The organism is Providencia sp. PROV116, from assembly GCF_028482485.1.
GTDB lineage: Bacteria > Pseudomonadota > Gammaproteobacteria > Enterobacterales > Enterobacteriaceae > Providencia > Providencia rettgeri.
This window is the reverse complement of sequence record NZ_JAMPQO010000015.1, coordinates 203,822-223,406: the sequence shown is the minus strand read 5'-3', so window position 1 is coordinate 223,406 and position 19,585 is coordinate 203,822. Positions and strand designations below refer to the sequence as shown.

Genomic DNA, 19,585 nt, shown 5'->3' with positions numbered 1-19,585 from the left:
TTTTGTTGCGTTTTTTTGCATTTCAAAAAATAAATTGTTCACTTTATAAGCGGTTCTGATTGTTTTGCCACATTACACAAGGCTTTAATTGGTGAGATATGAAAAGTAATAGATTAAAGACCAGTATAGATAGCTTTCAGAAAATACTAACTGAACAAATTGGCATGGAATTATCGCATCTTAGAAAAGAGAAAGGGCTTAGTGGTAGTGATCTAGCTAAAAAATTAAAGATATCACAACAACAAATATCTCGTTATGAAAGAGGAATATGTAGCATTAATTGTGGAATGCTATTTTCAATTTTATTTTATCTAGAAATTAGCCCGAGTGCATTTTTTGAAAGTGTATCATTGAAAATAAATGAAAAAAATCCTAGTGCTAATTCATTTATTCATAATAGTGAATGCTTATCCGATGAAAAGGATAACTACCATTATATTTTTAATCGACAAACAGAAATTATTTTAAATTCTTTATACAGCAAATAGTTATTTTAAAAATAATAAATTCTAACTATGCCCTACATCATGTTGGGTAATCATCACGTTGTTATATATAAATGAGGTTCAAATGAAAAAAGTATTTTTAGCCGCGCTAGTTTCTGCCGCTATTGCATCTCCAGCACTTGCTGATCAAGGGCATGGTAAAGTCACATTTAAAGGTGAAATCATTGATGCACCTTGCTCAATTAGTTCAGATTCTATTGACCAAACAGTATGGTTAGGCCAAATCGCTAACTCTGTTTTAGCGAATGGTGGTACTTCTAGCGCGAAGCAATTCAATATTGAATTGGAAGACTGTGTATTCCCGAAAGATGCAGATGATAAAGTGTACAACGATAAAGTGAGTATCACATTCTCTGGTGCTAGCGCTGCTTTCAACTCTAAATTACTCGGTGTAACAGGCTTAGATGCAACAGACCCAACTATTGCTGGCAACGTGGGTATTCAATTAACGGATACTAATGGTGCAGCGTTAAATATGGGAGTTGCAACAGCTCAAGAACACCAATTACAAGCGGGTGATAATACATTGCGTTATAGCGCTTATGTACAAGGTGCAAACGTTGCGGTTGATAAAATTCCATTAGGTAAATTCGAAGGCGTAACTAACTTTACCTTAACTTATAACTAATTGATTAGTTTAAGAGGAATACCTTTGTGTTCCTCTACTAATCACCAAATTAAGTCAGAGGTTAAAGTGAAAGGATTTATCTATTTGCGAAGAAAAGTATCTTCTCTATTTCTTCTAACATTATTTCTTTCGCCACAAATGGCTGCATCATCTCATGGATGGGGAAAAGTCACGATGAATGGCGAAATAGTCGATACTGCCTGCGCAATAGATATTGGGTCTAGGGATCAGACCATTAATATGGGGGTGCTTCCAACAAGCTATATTCGTGAAGTTGGGAAAGGCCCCATAAAAGAATTCAATATTAAGCTCATTGATTGTCGTTGGGAAAAATATTCGAAAGATAATAACGAATGGAATTCACTCGAAGTCACTTTTGATGGTCCATCAGAAGGTGATTTTTTCACACTCTCGGGTGAAGCAAAAGGAGTGCAATTGGCATTGCATGATATATCGGGATATTCCATTACACCAGGAAAGCCATTACCCGCATTAGGAATTACGCCAGGGACAATGATCCTGAAATATCAAATGCAATTAGTCACCAATTATCATCCTGTTAAAGCGGGTAATTACCAAACCTTATTAAGGTTCAAGGTCGATTATTATTAATTCTAAGAAATTATATTGGTGTTTTAGGGATGTTTTTTATGTTTTTTAAACAACACAAAATAAATATAATAACGACAACGATAATGATTACATTTGGATCATTATCCGCTCAGTTATATGCTGCCGATACCATACAATTTAATACGGCATTATTTGATTTAGAAGACAAAAAAAACATTGATATTAAGCAATTCTCACGTGCAGGCTATATTATGCCTGGTATTTATCCCCTCAAAGTACAAGTAAATAAAGAAACTTTACCTGAGCAACGGTTTTCATTCTATGCACCAGAAAACGACCCTGAAGATAGCCTCGTTTGTATCACACCAGAACAAGTCCAGCAGCTAGGATTAACAGCTAGTTCGTTGAAGCAAATTACGTGGTGGCATAATAATGAGTGTCTTGATTTACGCAGTTTGCCTGGCTTTCAAGCTCGAGGGGATTTATCTGACTCTACGTTGTATCTGAGTATACCTCAAGCCTACCTTGAATATAGAACAGCTAACTGGGATCCGCCTTCTTTGTGGGATGAAGGAATTTCAGGGGCTATTTTAGACTACAATATAAACGCAAGAGCGAATAAGCCTCATGATAACAATAGCAACTATAATGTGACAGCAAATGGTGTCGCAGGTGTGAACCTTGGTGCATGGCGCTTTAGGGGAGATTGGCAGGGGCGTGCTCAACGAGAAACTGGCTCGAATAGTAAAAATGAGCATGACTTTCAATGGAGCCGACTATACGCCTATAAAGCGTTAACCAGTATTAAAGCGAAATTGACCTTGGGTGAGGACTATTTTAACACCGATTTATTCGATAGTTTTCGATTTACAGGTGTTGGCTTACGCTCTGATATCTTAATGTTACCACCTAATTTACGTGGGTATGCACCTGAAATAACAGGTGTTGCGACGACAAATGCGACGGTGATTGTTAGCCAACAAGGGCGAATTATTTATCAAGAACAAGTCGCCGCGGGTCCTTTCCGTATTCAAAATTTAAGTGATGCGACGACGGGAAAACTGGATGTTCGAATCGAAGAGCAGGATGGTTCGGTTCAAGAATATCAGGTTGAAACAGCCAATATCCCTTATTTAACTCGACCAGGTAGTATTCGATATAAACTAGCGATGGGTCGTCCAACGGATATGGATCATCATGTCAATGGAGATACATTTGCGAGTGGTGAAATGTCGTGGGGTGTCACTAATGGTTGGTCATTGCTTGCTGGTTCATTAAATAGCCAAGACTATAATGCATTCAACGTGGGTGTCGGTCGTGACTTATTGGCATTTGGTGCCTTATCTTTCGATATTACGCATTCTATTGCAAATATTCCTAATGATAAAAAACTCACAGGTAATTCTTATCGAATAAACTATTCAAAACGTTTTGATGACTATGATAGCCAAGTTCAGTTCGCAGGTTACCGATTCTCAGAACGCAGTTTTATGACTGTAACCGATTTTTTAACGGCTAAAGATTCAGGTGAGCGTCAAGGTAGTAATAAAGAAATGTATGTGATTTCTTTAAATAAAAACTTTAGAGAATCGAGAATTACAGCTTATTTAAACTACTCGCACCAAACCTATTGGGATAAGCCAGAAAGTAATCGCTACAATTTAATGGTGACAAAAACCTTAGATTGGGGAAGCCTGAAGAATATTAATATTTCGTTATCCGCCTATCGTAATAAATATAACGAAACAAATGATGATGGCCTGTATATCTCAGCTTCAATGCCTTGGGGAAATGGTGCAAATATTGGTTATTCATTACAAGCAACACGGGATGATACTGTTAATCGAGCAACCTATTATGACAAATTGTCAGATAGAACCAATTATCAAGTCAGTGCAGGTTCGACCAACAAAGGTGGAACCGCAAGCACCTATATTACCCATTATGGTGATAATACTAAGTTAACTGCGAATGCCAGCTATATTCATAATAATTACACATCATTTGGGGTAGGGGCACAAGGCGGATTTACCATGACTTTAAATGGTGCGGATGCTCATCGAGTCTCAAATATTGGCGGAACTCGTTTGCTCATTGACACTGATGGTGTGGCTAAAATTCCCGTATCAGACCGAGGGATACCTATTGCATCAAATGCATTTGGTAAAGTGGTTGTCCCTGATTTAAATAGCTACTACCGCAGTAAAGTTAAAGTCGATTTAAATGCATTACCGAATAATGCCGAGGTAACGGATTCTATTGTTCAAGCGACATTAACAGAAGGCGCGATTGGCTATCGCAAATTTAATGTGTTGTCTGGTGAAAAGATGATGCTTTCAATGCGTATGTCTGACGGTTCTGCACCGCCATTTGGCGCTCAGATCACGAATTTGAAAGGAAAAGAAACGGGAATAGTCACTGATAATGGATATGCCTATGTTAGTGGTATCAACCCAAATGAAGTCATGATTATTCATTGGGGTGGTGAAGCACAATGTGAAATTAATTTTCCTGAAAATTTAGAAACAATTAACCAAGGATTATTTATTCCTTGTAAACCATTATCAAATAAACGTAATGAAGCAGATAATAATCTGTAAATGAGTGATTGCTATGAAAAAATTAACTAATTTATATATCAGTACTATTTTATTAAGCAGTTTAGTTAGCGGAAGCGCATTCTCGGCAATTGCTTTAGATAGAACCCGAGTTATTTTTAATGGCGATCAAAAAAGCGTTTCAATTACTATTACTAATAAAAATAACCAGCTACCTTATTTGGCTCAAGGGTGGATTGAAAATATTCAAGGGGTAAAAATCACTTCACCGTTTGCTGTATTACCGCCGGTACAGCGAGTTGAACCCGAAAAATCAAGCCAAGTCCGTATTGAGGCGCTTCCTGAAATTAGTCAGTTACCTCAGGATAGAGAAAGTGTTTATTACTTTAATTTAAGGGAGATCCCGCCAAAAAGTGATAAACCGAATGTTTTGCAATTAGCGTTACAGAGCAAAATTAAATTATTTTATCGTCCTAAAAGTATCATGCTAAGCGAAACAGAAATGCTGAATAACCCTTGGCAAGAAAAAACACAGCTTATTAAGCAAGGTGACCAATATATCATTAAAAACCCAACTCCCTTTTATATCACGATTATTGGTGCGGCTGAGCGAAAAAATTCACCAGTAAATCAGAATTTTAAGGCAGTTATGGTTGCACCATTTAGTGAAGAAAAATTAGGAGTTCCAAGTTCTACTGTGGGGGCAAATCCGGTATTGACCTATATAAATGACTATGGTGGCCGGCCAAAACTTCAATTTAAATGTCAAGCAAATACATGTCAGGTTGTTCCTGAAAATAAATAGAGAGGAAAATGATGATTAATCAAAAAAGCTTTTCCTTACTCTTTGGATTATCTCTCATATTTCATTCAGCTGTGATATATGCGGCATCAAATAATGCCTTTTATAACACAACAGGAAATTGGGATGTTGAAGGTGCAAATGGCAAAATTTTCGTTTATGGCTCATTAACGGAGAGTGCATGCCATTTATCGATGGATTCTGCATTTCAATCCGTTGATTTAGGAAATATTGAAACTGCATCATTAAAAACAATTGGCGCCCAAGGCCACAAGACGCCGATAAACATCGAGTTATTGGATTGTATCGAAACCCCAACGGTTTTGAGAAACAATAAATCCGGTAATGTTACATGGAGTCTTTCTCAGCCAGGTATGAAAATTAGGTTTATCACGCCAGTTGTCCCTTTTAGGCCGAACATAGCGAGAGTTGAAGGTGTGAATGGGCTTGGATTACAGATAACTAATCCTAAAGGAAAAGAAATTGCTTTTGGTGAGTACAGTGAACCTGAGCTTATTTCTCTGGGGCAAAATATTTTAACTTATTATGTAGCTCCCGTAAGAATCGCAGAGAAATTACAGGCTGGAGCTTATCGAAGTGTTATTTCTTTTCAAATAACGTATGAATAATCTTAATAGATTTTCTGATATAGCATTGAAGGTATTTATATGAATAACTTAAATTTCAATTTTTATAAATTTAAAAAAATAATACTCTCGATGCTATTAAGTTTGTTATTTTTTCCGTTACCGAGTCAGGCAAAAAATGGTCAAATCGGTGAAATTAAGATACGAGGACAACTTGTCGCAGAAGCTTGTACAGTAAGACCTGGTGATGAAAATATCATTGTGGACTTTGGTACTATTGTTAATAAATACCTCTATATTAACCAAAAAACACCACTTGAAAATTTTAATATTCATTTAGATGACTGTGATAATAGTATCTTTAGAACGGTGACCGTTAAGTTTACAGGAAGCGAAAATACCCATTTACCAGGCCTTCTTGCATTAGATTCTGGCAGCATGGCTTCGGGTATCGGAATTGAAATCTTAGAATTTAGTGGTAAAAAAATTCCTATTAATAGTACGACGCCTGCATACAATTTAGAGAATGGCACGAATATTTTAAGTTTTAATGCGAATGTGCAAGGGGAACCTGATGCAATAAAAAATAAAAGTATTGCGTTTGGCCATTTTACTGCAACCGCTATTTTTAGTTTAATTTATGATTAAGGTATCAGTAACAATGAAGATGTTAATATTACTTCTCGCAACCTTATTATTTTCCCCGACTATTTTTGCTTTCCAGTGTAAAACTAATGGAGGACAAGAAGTTGGTGGGGGAACACAAAGTATTTATGATGTTCCTCTAGATAATGATATTTTTGCTGTACCTAATCGTATAAATGAATTTGCGGATGTGAGTGATTTTATGACCTGCCGTAATGAAGCCCCTAGTGCTTATGTTGATTATTTAAATGTGACTGGTGCTGACCTTGGTCCCACATTTAAGAATAACCCAGAATTAAAAGCGGGAGTGGTCGTGCGTGGTGCTTACTATTTAGCACCATTTAGCGGTAAAGAAATTCAAGTATTTCGTTTAACCACAGCAAGTGAACCTTTACAAATTAAATTATATTTACAGGTAAATGTTAAACCAACGCCATCAGTTTTGGTAAGAAAAGGCGATTTGCTGATGACGTTAGATCTCCATAAATATGCGACATTTGTAAATAGTAATCAGCATATTGACCATGCTTATTTTAAATGGAATTTCTATGCAGGTAATGATGTAGTTGTTGGAACGGGTACGTGTGATATCAATGATAACCAAATCATCATTGTTGATTTTGAAACAGTAAATGCATCGGGTATTTCAACAGTGGGAAGTGCAAGCCGTTTTCAACGTAACGCAGAAATCACTTATAGTTGTGAAGATAATAATCTGACAGCGCCAATAAAGATGATTATTAGCGGAGAAACTTCGACTTTTTCATCTGACGCTTTACTTGTTAGAACTGGAGATATTGGTAGTCAAGGTCCTATTATGCCGGGATTAGGTGTTGAGATTTATCATCAAGGGCAAAGAGTTTCCCCTATGAATGGGCATTTCGATTCAAAAATAGAAAATGGGCATGGTAGAGACACACTAATGTTTACGCTAGTTAAAAAACCTAATTTATCGCCAAATGAATTGATAGAAGGCCAGTTTAGTTCAGCAGCTACCATTATTATGTCCACTCCGTAGTTATTGAAATAGAGAGGTTTTTATGTGGATGAAAGCCTCTATTTTTTCTCATCAGCTCTCTATGGTTACTGAGTAAATCGTGCCTATAAAAAATCACAATATATTGATGGTTTTTTATAAACACATTTTAGATTAGACAAAATAAGTTAAACACGCCGAATTTTGAATTATCCTCGTTAGCATATTTTCTTAAATAACATCACATAATTTCTCTATCAATGAAGCTCAAAGCCTATCAGGTCTCAGCGGCTAAAGGTATAATCACATAATTATCTGATAGATTTAGAGGCGAAGATGGCAAAACTCACCTTACAAGAGCAAATGCTAAAAGCAGGATTAGTCACCAGTAAGAAGATGGCTAAAGTGCAAAGAACGGCTAAAAAATCACGCATTCAAGCGCGTGAAGCAAGGGAAGCCGTAGAAGAGAATAAAAAAGCACAGCTTGAACGTGATAAGCAATTAAGCGAACAGCATAAGCAAATGGTGCAATCCAAAGAGTTTAAAGCGCAAGTTAAACAACTTATTGAGATGAATAAAGTTGATATTTCAAAGGGAGATATTAGTTTTAATTTCACCGATAACAATGTGATCAAGCAAGTTGTTGTAGATAAAATAACACAAACACAATTGATCAGCGGTCGTCTGGCGATTGCCCGTTTAGCGATTGAGAATAGTGATAACAATGAGTATGTGATTATCCCTGCAAGTGTAGCGGATAAAATAACCCAAAGGGATGCGGATAGTATCGTACTCAATAATGCGCTCAGCCAAGAAGAACAAGATGAAGATGACCCGTACGCGGACTTTAAGATCCCTGACGACCTGATGTGGTAATATTCGTCATAACTTAAATTGAAGTACGGCTAGCGATGTGCACTTACAGGGCAGAGCAATTTATTTTACCAGTCATAAAATGAGACAGTGGTTACTTGGGCGTTAAAACGGGCTCGCACAGCGAGTATTAACGCTTTCTTGGCTAATGGGATGAACAAAATGCAGTTCGCTAGCGTGCAACATGAGCCGAGATGCATGCTCTGGTATTTGGCCCCCATATAGGTCACAGCCTAATATAGGGTGGCCTAATTGTTGGCAATGGATACGAAGCTGATGCGTTCGACCCGTTTCTGGAATTAATTGGACTCGGGTTACTGGAAGCAATGTGCCATTATCTAGTGGGTGATACAGACGTTCAATCACGTGATAGTGGGAGCGGGCAGGTTTGCCATTAATTTCGCAAAGAGACATGCGAGGAAACAGTGCTGGGTCTCTTGCTATTGCAGCATCAATGATACCCTCATCATCAGTTAAGTGACCACAAAGTAGAGCTTGATATACTTTAATTACCGTTCGCTGGCTAAATTGTTGGCTCAGAGCGGCATTCACTGCTTTATTACGTGCAATCACCATTAATCCTGAAGTGCCAAAATCGAGTCGGTGAACAAGAGTACATTCAGGGAAGATTTGTACTAATCGGTAATGCACTGAATCTAAGTTTTGTGGGTTTTTTCCAGAAAGGCTTAGTAGGCCACTCGGCTTATTAATAAGAGAAAGATGTTCATCCTGGTAGATAATTTCTATCTTACCGTGGCAGGGCGGCGCAATAAAGGTGTCGATGATTTCAGTCATTAGCCTTTCCAACAAAGAATAGCGGTTGATAATAACCAATTTTTAGTATGCAGGCGAATGCTTGCTACTTGCATCACGTAAATTTATCACTCAGACTAAAAGTAAAGCCGTAGTCTGCACACGCATTGTGCTCTATACTGCGCGTTGTAAAAACTGAATCAATAAAAGATTAATTAGGCGGTAATGGCGATGAATGGAACGATCACAACATGGTTCGAAGATAAAGGTTTTGGATTTATCAAAGATGAGAATGGCGATAACCGTTATTTTCATGTGGTTAAAGTTGCCAACCCTGAGTTGATTAAAAAAAATGCTGTAGTCACTTTCGAACCGACGACAAATAATAAAGGGTTATCTGCATTTGCGGTCAAAGTCATACCTGAAAGTAAATATATTTATATCGCAGGTGAGCGGATTAAGATTACATCCATTAAGTCTTATCGCGTTTATTCGGTGGACGTGCCTGCTGATACACGTATTGATAAAGAAAATACTGTGTTATCTATTGGTGCATTGATGAACAGCATTAAACCTAAATCAGATAAACCGGACCAAATGCGCTCCTTGAAAAAATTAGAAATTAGCACATTACATGGTACTGCTTTAACATTTTCGGAAGATGAAATTGATATTGATGAAGCTGTGAAGCAACTCAAATTTAAGTGATTTTTTGTAAGGCAAATAGCGCTCAAGGGAAGCGCTATTTGCTTGTTTATCATGTTATTCTTTCTTCTACTATTCAGTACTAGAAAGCATCAGATTGACGACGAGCTCCCTAGTGAGAACACTCAATGTACCGTGTTTGTAATGGTGCTGATGAAGTAGCTGAATTATTTGTATAAAAGGTATCACAAAGGAAACAACCTATTGTGATACCAATTTTTCCTCGATTACTGTCGCATTTCACAAAAATCACTTCTTAAATTCAACATCGGTTGCTCATTTAACGTATAATCAATCGATTGGTTGCCTATATTGACTTTATTATCATAAAAAGAATGACTTCTGGGTTAATTAGGCTGATTAAGGGGGGGATATGTTGGATTTCTTAAAAAATTACGATAATTTAACCATTAGCGAAAAAAAAGTTTTAAAATACCTGACTGATAACATTACGGATATCCCTTACTTAAATATTAATGAGCTGGTTGCTAAAACCTTTGTTTCTAAAACAGTTATCATTAATTTATCGCAAAAATTAGGGTTTAGTGGGTTTAAAGAGCTTAAATTTCAGATTAATAATTATATTTTAACAAAAAATAAGACTGAAAAAATTATCCCGTCATCTTATAAAAAACAACTCGAAAAAAATATTAATAAAAGCTTTACGTTAATTAATGAAGAGCAAATTAGTGATTGTGCTAAAATACTACATAAATCGAGAAATATTTTTATTGTTGCAAGAGGAACAAGCAAAGCGGTTGGTTATTACCTTGAGCATTTGCTATTTGCGTTAGGACTACACTGTTTTTTCATTAATGACTACAATTTATCTGACTCTTTCACTCGATTAGTTAGCAAAGATGACACTGTCATTTTTATCTCGCTATCTGGTGGAACAAAAAAAATTATTGAAACAGCAAAAATTGTGCAATTAAAAGGGGCGAATATTATTAGCATGACCGCTTTTAATACCAATGAATTAACCACTTATACTGATAATACTCTGTTTTGTTTTGCCGATAATTTTGATACTAAAAGGGATGATACCAAATCCAGAATTGGCTTTTTTATTTTAGTTGATTTACTTATCAATGAATTAGAAAACCTACTTTAAACTTCCTTTTTTACTTCCTAAAAAATTTTCACCTGTCTTTCATTTTTATTTTTGGCAATGAGTTTTGTATTAAAATGACCTAGGTCATTAATTATGACCTAAGATAATTTTTAAAACCGTGACATCATTTCTTTTATAACCCCCCCAAGCTAGTATGCCTTTAATTCTAATAATAGAAGTCATAAGGAAACAGTATGGCCAGAAAAAAGTTTGGTGAATCTATTCAACGCTTTGGGAGAACATTACTCCTTCCGATAGGTGTATTAGCCCCTATTGGTATGATATTGGGTATCAGTGGTGCATTAGTGCAGACTTATATGATTGCACGTTTTCCTTTTCTTGGAAATGAAACGGTTAATGCATTACTTGTCAGTATTCGTTCAATCGCAGGTGTTATTTTTGATAATATTCCCTTGCTCTTTGCAATGGGTGTGGCCTATGGGATGAGCCATCGAGATAAGGGAATTGCCGTCTTTGCCTCGGTAGTCGGTTACTTATCGCTGATCATCACTATGAATATTTGGTTAGTCCTTACTGGTAAACTTGCTGACCCTGCAATGATGGGCCAAGTGGGACAAATTAAAGTTCTTGGTATACAAACTTTAAATATCAGTGCTGCCGGAGGGATTATTACTGGTTTGATTGCCGCTTGGGCCACCGATAAGTTTTATAACCTTGAGTTACCGACCGCATTCGCTTTCTTTTCCGGTAAAAAATCCGTTTCTATTATTATGATAGGTTTAATGATTGGAGTGGGGGCGTTATTACCGTTTATTTGGGAAGTATTAGTTCAAGGTTTGATGAAACTCTCTGCGGTATTTTTAAGTCCAGTGGGGCCATTTTTTACGGCAGGAGGTGAACGCTTATTTATTCCATTTGGTTTACACCATGTATGGAACGTTTTGTTTAGATTCACTGAAGCGGGTGGTACTTATATTATTGATGGCCAAACCTTTGTTGGCGTTGTCCCTGCATTAACTGAAGTACTATTTAACCAAGGCCCGGATAGCGAATATTGGGCGATGATGCCAAGTTTGACTCGCTTTATGGCGCAGCAACAAATGTTGGTTACATTGTTCCTCTTCCCTGCGATTGCTCTTGCTATATATAAAACATCGAAGAAAGAAAACCGCGCAGAAGTGAAATCCATGCTTGTCACCATGGTATTAACGGCAATGCTTGGTAACGTCACAGAGCCACTCGAATTTACCTTCGTATTCATTGCGCCATTACTGTATTTAACTTATGCCATTATTGTCGGTATTGGTGCGGTGTTACTTTCATTGGCTGAGGTTGGTATCGGTTATATTCGTGGAACCGTCTTTGATTTTACTATCTTTGGTCTGCTGTACGAACACACTAACTGGATTTTCCTTGTTATTATCGGTAGCTGTTTAGCCGTCGTCACTTACTTTATTTTCTACTGGGCAATTATTAAATTTGATATTAAAACTCCTGGTCGTGAAGAATCTAGTAATCTGAAAAATACTTTAATTAAAGAAAAACGCTACGGCGAAATTGCAGAAATTTTAATCCAAGCATTAGGTGGAAAACAAAATATTCGTAACGTAGATAACTGTATTACTCGTATGCGTATTGATGTTGGAGAAGTTAACCAAATTGATAAAGATTTAATGTTGGAATCAGGATGTACCGCATTCTTCTTTCCATCGGCAAACCACGTCCATGTCGTATATGGACCAAAGGTTGAGTTCGTTCGCAATGCTGTTGATGAAGCAATGAAGAAATAAAGAAAGGATACGAAATGAGAGCATTATACGATTCTAAAAGTAAAACTATTGATGACCGTGGAATTAAAGACTTATTGTCTGATGAAGCAAAATATTCTACTTGGTTAATGTTTGAATCCATGTTGGCCCAAGCTCAAGCTGAACTGGGATTTATTCCTCAATCAGCGGCAAATGAAATTAAAGAAAAGGCCGTAATCGAAAATATCGATTTTGAAGAAATGAGCCGTATTTACCAAAAAATAGGCCATGGTTTCGTACCTTTCTTAAAGGTTTTAGTGAATGCTTGCTCTGAGGAAAGCGGTAAATATATCCATTATGGTATTACCACACAAAATATTCAGCAAAGTTCACAGCTGTATATGATGAAAACCGTACACCATAAATTTATGTTGTTATTGGGTGAAATCATCGAAAACTTGTCGAATCTGGCTGAAAAAACCAAACATATGGTGATGCCGGGAAGAACCCATGGGCGTCATGCAATTCCGATAACCTATGGCTATAAGGTTTCAGTGTGGATCAGTGACTTTATTGACTGTTATCAGCGAATGAAAGAGTGTGAAAAGCGCGTGTTCACTATTATGATGGGCGGTGCAGTTGGCGCTTTTAACTCGATGCCTGAGGTTGGAATGGCGGTACAAAAACGTGTCGCTGAACTGGTGGGGATGGAAGCCATGGAAGTACCATCCAGAAATTTGAGCACCCATAAACTTGAATATGTGGCAAATTTAGCGCTAATGGCGAATATTTGCCATAAAATCGGCGAAGAGGTCTATAGCACAACGTTAGAAGAAATTGCAGAAGTTTCTGAAGGGTTTACCAAAGGAACAGTAGGCAGTAGTACTATGCCACATAAAATAAACCCGAAACTGGCAAAGGGAATTATCGCTAACTCGCAGAAATTATATTCCTTACCAAGTGTTGGTATGTATTCCGCGGTAAGGCCTTATGAAGGAGATAGTAGTTCTTATATGTTATTTGATGGGTTAATCGAAGAAGCTTTGGAATTAACCACAGAAATTTTATTAAGAACAGAGGAGCTTTCGAGGACGATTGTGCCACATGAAGAGAGAATGCTTCATAATGTATTGAGAAATAAAGGTCTTGATAATACTGAATATGTCATGATGAAGATGGCGGAAAAATTAGGTAAAGATAAAGCTCATTCCCTTCTGTATGAAGAAGCTATTAAAACGGCAGCGGATGGGGAGGATTTCTACACTAATTTAACCAAAAACAGTGTGATATCAGCAGCGTTCAGTAATGAAGAAATTAAAGCCATGCTCGACCCGAGGTCTTATATTGGGTTATCTGTCGAAATTGCTGAAAAAGAAGCAAAACGTGGATTAGCAATTGCCCAAGAAATTAAGCAACAATATCAATAGGTATTTTTAGTATATTATATAAAAATATTTAAAATAAAGGCCTATCTATTATATAAATAGGCCTTTATTTGTTTATTCGCCAGCGAGTGCTCTTGGGAATAATAAATTATTTTCTAGGTTAATATGATTCATTAAGTCATCAATCAGTTCATTGATACCATTATACAACACACGCCAGGTAGTACAGGCTTCTGGTGGCGGTGTAACATTATCGGTAATGCCTTTAATGGCCTCTAAGATATCACCAGCATCATCATGTTCTTGCTCCATCACACTAATTGGGCCTGCCGCGTTTTTGCCCATTCCATTTTTTATCATAGGGAATAAAACGCGTTCCTCTTTCATCATATGGCTAGTTAATTCTTCCAGTAATGCTTCTAAGTATTTTGATAAACCTTTTGGCACACTTGGCTTATTTACATGAACGCGTTCAACTTTTTGCGCCTGTAAGATAAGTTCAGGTAATTGCTCTCTGTGCCTATCATGATAGCGAACAATGATAAAATCGATAATTTCACCGAGCGGAGCTTTACGCCAGTCTTTTTCTAACGTTTCTGTGGCTAATTCAGCTAATTGGCTTTCTAATAGGTCAATATCTAACTTTAATTTTTCTGCACTACGACTGAGAGTCTGTTTTCCACCACAACAGTAATCCATATTATATTGGCGGAATAAAGAAGAGGCTCTAGGAATAGATAATGCGAGCTGTCCAAGTGTTTTATCTCTAAATTGCATATGAGGTATCCTCTAAAAAATCATAAAATTCTGATGCTACTTTGTTAGTTAATTTATGCAGGTAATGCCCATTGGCGAGCAATATTACGTCCATACTCACGGCAGTCATCTAATGTTTTTGTGTCTGGTTTCCATTTTGCTTTTAAAGATAATGCGGTATCAAAACCGGCATCCATCAAACGTGTTTGAACACGATCAACAGCGCCACCATTCCAGCCAAAACTCCCAAAAGCAGCGGCTTTTTTATTTAAAAAACGTAAGCCAGTAATTTCTTCAAGCATACCTGCTATTTTGGGCATCATGACATTATTCATGGTTGAGGTACCGACCAACGCCGCCTTGGAGCGGAAAACATGAGTAATAATGTCGTTTTTATCACTGCGTGCAACGTTAAATATTTTAACGGCGACGTTAGGGTCGGCTTCATTGATGCCTTGAGCGATTGCATCCGCCATTAAACGGGTATTATTTGACATGGTATCGTAGAAAATAGTGATGCGATCTTCTTGGTAATCGGCTGCCCACTTCAAATATAATTCAATGATTTGATTTGGGTTATTACGCCATACTACCCCGTGTGACGTGGCTATCATATCGACAGGTAGGTTAAAGCCTAAAATTTCATTTATTTTTGGCGTTACTAAGCGGCTAAATGGTGTAAGAATATTGGCATAGTAGCGTTGGCATTGCTCAAATAATTCATTTTGGTCGACCTCATCATTAAATAATCGCTCATCACAATAGTGCTGCCCGAAAGCATCATTACTAAAAAGCACTGCATCTTCAGTAAAATAAGTCATCATACTATCAGGCCAATGTAACATTGGAGTTTCAATGAAAATCAATTGCTTATTGTTACCTATATTGAGCGTATCGCCTGTTTTAACGATTTTAAAATTCCACTCAGGATGGTGGTGGTGACCATTTATTGAATCAATAGCATTAGCGGTGCAATAGATAGGGGTATTAGGAATAAAGCGCATTAATTCAGTTAATGCACCAGCATGATCTTCTTCTGCGTGGTTAATCACGATATAGTCAATATCATTTAAATCAATTTGTGAGCGTAAGTTTTCAACAAATTCACGACTAAACTTATGATCGACAGTATCAATAAGTACATTTTTTTCTTCGCGGATTAAATAGCTATTATAACTACTTCCCTTTAATGTTTTATATTCGGTTCCATGAAAATCACGTACTTCCCAATCACGTTGACCCACCCAATGAATATTATTTTTTACATGAATCGCCATATTAATTTTATCCTGTATTTTTTAAAGTATAGGAAGATATAATCAATATTCATGCCAATATTTAACTAATTGATTTTTAGATAAATTTAAATAAATATTTTTAATTTATAGTCATAATGACTGTATCAATAATCGTCATTATGACTATACTTGTTGTCAAATTGACTATGGGGAGTAGATCATGGGTTTTTCTGTTGAAGCATTAGCAAAGATCGCAATAGAGTTACAAGATGGTATGGAACATGCAGATCGGTTTCAGCGTTTGATTACTACATTAAGGCAATCATTAGGGTGCGATGCTTGTGCGTTATTGCGCTATGAACCAGGTCAATTTATTCCCTTAGCAATTGATGGATTAATGGCTGATGTTTTAGGTCGCCGATTCTTTTTGACGGGACACCCTCGGCTTGAAGCAATTGCAAGAGCTGGCGATGTAGTACGTTTTCCTGCGGATAGCCAGCTCCCTGATCCATACGATGGGTTAATTCCTCATCATCAGCATCTAAAAGTCCATGCTTGTGTCGGCTTACCTTTATATGCGGGGCAGAATCTTATTGGTGCATTAACATTAGATGGCATGGAACCTGATCAATTCGATGCATTTAGCAATGAGTCACTTAGGTTAATTGCTGCATTAGCTGCTGGGGCATTAAATAATGCATTACTTATTGAACAGCTTGAAAACCAAAATATATTGTCGGGTAAACCTATACGATTTAAACCTTCAGGAGAAACCGAAATCATCGGTTTATCTCTTCGTATGCAACAATTAAAAAAGGAAATCGATATTGTTGCTACGTCAGAATTAAATGTTCTGGTTAGCGGAGAAACGGGAACAGGAAAAGAATTAGTTGTTAAATCCATTCATGAAAAATCCCTTCGAGCAGAGTATCCTCTTATTTATTTAAACTGTGCGGCATTACCTGAGAGCGTGGCAGAAAGTGAATTATTCGGCCATGTTAAAGGGGCTTTTACGGGAGCAATTAGTCACCGTAGTGGTAAATTTGAAATGGCGGATAATGGCACTTTGTTTTTAGATGAAATTGGAGAGTTGTCATTAGCATTACAGGCAAAATTACTGCGAGTATTGCAATATGGTGATATTCAACGTGTTGGTGATGACCGCAGTTTACGCGTTAATGTCCGTGTATTAGCGGCAACTAATCGTGATCTACGCGAAGAAGTATTAGAGGGGCGGTTTAGGGCAGATTTATTCCATCGTTTAAGCGTATTTCCTCTACTTGTTCCCCCATTAAAAGAACGTGGTGAAGATATTATTTTATTAGCCGGATATTTTTGTGAGCAATATCGTCAGCGTTTTGGTTTATCTAGTGTGGTACTGAGTTCTTCATTACAAAGGTATTTACTCAACTATTCATGGCCTGGCAATGTACGTGAATTGGAACATGCGATTCATCGTGCTGTTGTTCTTGCTCGTGCCTCAATTGACACTGGCGATATTATCTTACAGCCTCAATATTTTATCTTTGATAACAATGAGTATGAGTTTACGGAAACCTCAAAGAAAGTAATACCATTAACTAAAAACTTACGTGAAGCAACAGATGACTTTCAGCGTAAAGTCATTACACAAGTACTGGAACAAAACCATCATAATTGGTCTGCATGTGCTAGAGAATTATCTTTAGATATTGCTAACTTACATCGACTAGCTAAACGACTAGGCCTGAAATAAAGTATTAAGGGCATCGTAATGCTGCCCTTAGAATCTTAATTTTCTAATCCATTAATAATAAGCTGTAGCCCGTCAGCAAATTTCAAATCGTAGTTATTAGCAAACAACATTTCTTTGGCTTTCCATGTATAGGGATATTTATCTTTAGATAATTGGTTAAATTCAGATTATTTCTTGCCTTATTTTTGGCAATATTCCTTTTTCATATAGAGTTTCACATATTTCTCGAGTTGCTCAAGCTCTTCATTATCACTTTCGTTACGTTGTAAATGCCGAAATAGTGTGGAGATTTTCTTCAAATCAAACCGGTTTTGTTGAATACGTTTTTCAAGTGCAATAAGGGCTCTTTTCTTTGATGCATGATGTGCAAATTGCTTTTGTAAAATAAGTAGGTACAGCCAAATGCTTTGCCGAGTGATAAAAAAATCGAATATAGGTGAGGGCGAGAAATTTGCTTTTTTTGCTAGTAATAATCCACTAAATAAGCGGTGGATAAACTGAGTTGTAGATGGTTTATGGCTTTGGATTAGAGCTGTAATTCCCTGTTTAAATTGCTGTTCTGAAAGATAAATTAATTGCTGGTAACGTTTTTTAGGGCTGGTGGGATAAATCCATGCGAAAGCGGCCATTGCAACTAATGGGCCGGAAACAATCGCAATGGCATTACCGATGCTTTGAGTGAGTGAAAGCGTAAAAGGATAGCTTGGTTGCAGCAAAATTAAAGAGACCATAATGTAATCAAAAGCAATTAAAATCAGGCGATTATGAGAAAAAATGACAACACCGCTAATAATCACTGGAATAATGAAAAGGGTCATCTGCCATGATGAAGAGGCAAAAGGCCACAAGTACCATGTGCAGATTAATGCGGCAATGGCACCAAACAATTGTCCTGTAAAAATATTTCTCATAAACCTAGCGGGGTAATCAAGGGAAGCGAATAGTGCCAACATCACCGACATACCGAGTGTGAGATAAGCCAAAGCTTGCCACTGTGTCCATAGCCATAATAAACCCACTACGGCTATCGCAATAAAAGAACGAGTAAAAGCCTGCCATGCTGAGATTTTATTTTGATGCAGTTTTAATTTGTCGATTTTATTTATCCGCTTGATTGACGTACCAAAAGTAGCATAGTAAAGCGGGACTAATAGCGTTTTAAGTACCCCATTAGGGCACAATGATAAAATATGTTTCCATTGCGTATTCGTTGGCTCTTGTGCAGGAAAATAAAAGGGTGCAATGGATTGATATTTATCTAGGTGTAATAATATTTGGCTTTGAAACATAAGTTTTTGACGTGCTTTAGCAACTTGTTTACGGTGGTAATGCCAGCCGATGCGATTTGTTTCTAGAATTTCCTCATAACTTGTCATCACTTGCCAGAGTTGGTCAATTTCCTGTAACTTTATTGGTTTTTTTTTCTCAAGTGTGCGATGCAAAATTTGATAAAATAGTGTATCAACCTGGTTTTTTAGTGTAATAACGGGTTCTTGTTCACGTTTTGGTGTAAATAAAAAATTGAAAACTACTGCGGAAAGAACGCCAACAAGGATAGTCCATAGCCGATCCCAAGCGACCATAAACAGGTTATCTGTCATGTGGACACTTAGCATGCTGACCATGACTGCTGAATAACCCGCTAAAAAGGTACCATAGGCCACAAAGCCTTTTTGCAGTTGACCAATACCGCTACATGCTCCTAACCATAATGCCAGCCCTACGATAAATAATAGCGGGTTGATAATGTGTAGTTGAATTAATATTACGCCAACTAGCACGCCAATGACTGTTCCCGCGAAACGCCACCAACTTTTTTCCAGTAAGTTTTCGCGCCAAGGTTGTGCAGAGGCCCAGACGGTCATGGCTGCCCACTGTGGGTGAACAAGCTGCAAATATTGAGCAATAAATAGAGCAGCAATTGAGGCACAAGCCGTAATTACCGCAAAACGAAAGCGTATAGGATTAAACCCTAAACGGTGCAAAAAAGTGATGTTTTGTAGCATTGAGTATGAGTAAATTTGGCGTGTTAAATGGTTTAT

At 37.2% G+C, this 19,585-nt stretch carries 17 protein-coding genes and 2 pseudogenes; 14 read left to right on the top strand and 5 right to left on the bottom strand.

From position 1 onward, the window contains the following. Positions 1-98: 98 nt before the first annotated feature. From PSE72_RS12005 to PSE72_RS11965, 9 genes are all read left to right on the top strand, one after another. Positions 99-488, top strand: a complete 390-nt coding sequence (locus tag PSE72_RS12005) for a helix-turn-helix domain-containing protein (RefSeq protein ID WP_115166331.1) — start codon at positions 99-101, stop codon at positions 486-488. A gap of 82 nt (positions 489-570) precedes the next feature. Then, complete coding sequence (locus tag PSE72_RS12000) at positions 571-1,134, top strand: fimbrial protein (RefSeq protein WP_004266219.1); 564 nt, start codon at positions 571-573, stop codon at positions 1,132-1,134. 84 nt (positions 1,135-1,218) lie between these two features. Next, a complete protein-coding gene (locus PSE72_RS11995) occupies positions 1,219-1,746 on the top strand; it encodes a fimbrial protein (protein ID WP_042851703.1) in 528 nt (175 codons plus the stop codon). A gap of 29 nt (positions 1,747-1,775) precedes the next feature. Continuing rightward, positions 1,776-4,307, top strand: a complete 2,532-nt coding sequence (locus PSE72_RS11990; protein WP_042851471.1) for an outer membrane usher protein — start codon at positions 1,776-1,778, stop codon at positions 4,305-4,307. Between the two features lie 13 nt (positions 4,308-4,320). Next, complete coding sequence (locus PSE72_RS11985; RefSeq protein WP_115166332.1) at positions 4,321-5,070, top strand: fimbria/pilus periplasmic chaperone; 750 nt, start codon at positions 4,321-4,323, stop codon at positions 5,068-5,070. 8 nt (positions 5,071-5,078) lie between these two features. After that, positions 5,079-5,696 (top strand): fimbrial protein, encoded by a 618-nt coding sequence (locus PSE72_RS11980; RefSeq protein ID WP_115166333.1) that lies wholly within the window; start codon positions 5,079-5,081, stop codon positions 5,694-5,696. Positions 5,697-5,735: 39 nt separating this feature from the next. Continuing rightward, positions 5,736-6,302: a fimbrial protein gene (locus PSE72_RS11975; protein ID WP_004266214.1), complete on the top strand. Its 567-nt coding sequence runs from the start codon at positions 5,736-5,738 to the stop codon at positions 6,300-6,302. A gap of 13 nt (positions 6,303-6,315) precedes the next feature. Continuing rightward, on the top strand, positions 6,316-7,317 hold the full coding sequence (locus PSE72_RS11970; RefSeq protein ID WP_004266213.1) for a fimbrial protein: 1,002 nt from the start codon (positions 6,316-6,318) through the stop codon (positions 7,315-7,317). A gap of 294 nt (positions 7,318-7,611) precedes the next feature. After that, the gene (locus tag PSE72_RS11965) at positions 7,612-8,151 is read left to right on the top strand and encodes a DUF2058 domain-containing protein (RefSeq protein ID WP_115166334.1); all 540 of its coding nucleotides are present in this window, start codon (positions 7,612-7,614) and stop codon (positions 8,149-8,151) included. Positions 8,152-8,253: 102 nt separating this feature from the next. Here the strand turns inward: PSE72_RS11965 and PSE72_RS11960 are convergent, their stop codons facing one another. Then, the gene (locus PSE72_RS11960; protein WP_115166335.1) at positions 8,254-8,943 is read right to left on the bottom strand and encodes an RluA family pseudouridine synthase; all 690 of its coding nucleotides are present in this window, start codon (positions 8,941-8,943) and stop codon (positions 8,254-8,256) included. Positions 8,944-9,132: 189 nt separating this feature from the next. On the opposite strand from PSE72_RS11960, the gene PSE72_RS11955 reads away from it, so the two are divergent. The 4 genes from PSE72_RS11955 to PSE72_RS11940 all read left to right on the top strand — a co-directional run bounded on the left by PSE72_RS11955 (position 9,133) and on the right by PSE72_RS11940 (position 13,856). Next, a complete protein-coding gene (locus tag PSE72_RS11955; RefSeq protein WP_042851702.1) occupies positions 9,133-9,609 on the top strand; it encodes a cold-shock protein in 477 nt (158 codons plus the stop codon). 370 nt (positions 9,610-9,979) lie between these two features. Next, positions 9,980-10,720 carry a MurR/RpiR family transcriptional regulator gene (locus PSE72_RS11950; protein ID WP_109912305.1) on the top strand — a complete coding sequence of 247 codons (741 nt, stop codon included), beginning with the start codon at positions 9,980-9,982 and terminating at the stop codon, positions 10,718-10,720. A gap of 194 nt (positions 10,721-10,914) precedes the next feature. Continuing rightward, on the top strand, positions 10,915-12,471 hold the full coding sequence (locus PSE72_RS11945; protein ID WP_115166336.1) for a PTS transporter subunit EIIC: 1,557 nt from the start codon (positions 10,915-10,917) through the stop codon (positions 12,469-12,471). A 14-nt stretch (positions 12,472-12,485) separates the two neighbouring features. Next, positions 12,486-13,856: a class-II fumarase/aspartase family protein gene (locus PSE72_RS11940; RefSeq protein ID WP_272690969.1), complete on the top strand. Its 1,371-nt coding sequence runs from the start codon at positions 12,486-12,488 to the stop codon at positions 13,854-13,856. Positions 13,857-13,928: 72 nt separating this feature from the next. On the opposite strand, the gene ytfE is transcribed toward PSE72_RS11940, so the two are convergent. Both ytfE and norV read right to left on the bottom strand, forming a co-directional pair. Further along, entirely contained in the window at positions 13,929-14,591 is a 663-nt protein-coding gene (gene ytfE, locus PSE72_RS11935; RefSeq protein WP_115166337.1) for an iron-sulfur cluster repair protein YtfE, read from the bottom strand. A 62-nt stretch (positions 14,592-14,653) separates the two neighbouring features. Next, positions 14,654-15,847: pseudogene (norV, locus tag PSE72_RS11930) on the bottom strand (anaerobic nitric oxide reductase flavorubredoxin); the annotation flags it as partial. Between the two features lie 181 nt (positions 15,848-16,028). On the opposite strand from norV, the gene norR reads away from it, so the two are divergent. Continuing rightward, positions 16,029-17,543, top strand: coding sequence for a nitric oxide reductase transcriptional regulator NorR (norR, locus tag PSE72_RS11925; RefSeq protein ID WP_198641950.1), 1,515 nt, complete (start codon positions 16,029-16,031; stop codon positions 17,541-17,543). Positions 17,544-17,578: 35 nt separating this feature from the next. Here norR and PSE72_RS11920 read toward each other — a convergent pair. Together PSE72_RS11920 and PSE72_RS11915 are read right to left on the bottom strand one after the other, a co-directional pair. Next, positions 17,579-17,686: pseudogene (locus PSE72_RS11920) on the bottom strand (TetR/AcrR family transcriptional regulator C-terminal domain-containing protein); the annotation flags it as partial. Positions 17,687-17,722: 36 nt separating this feature from the next. Continuing rightward, a complete protein-coding gene (locus PSE72_RS11915) occupies positions 17,723-19,549 on the bottom strand; it encodes an FUSC family protein (protein WP_267689949.1) in 1,827 nt (608 codons plus the stop codon). Between the last annotated feature and the right edge of the window lie 36 nt (positions 19,550-19,585).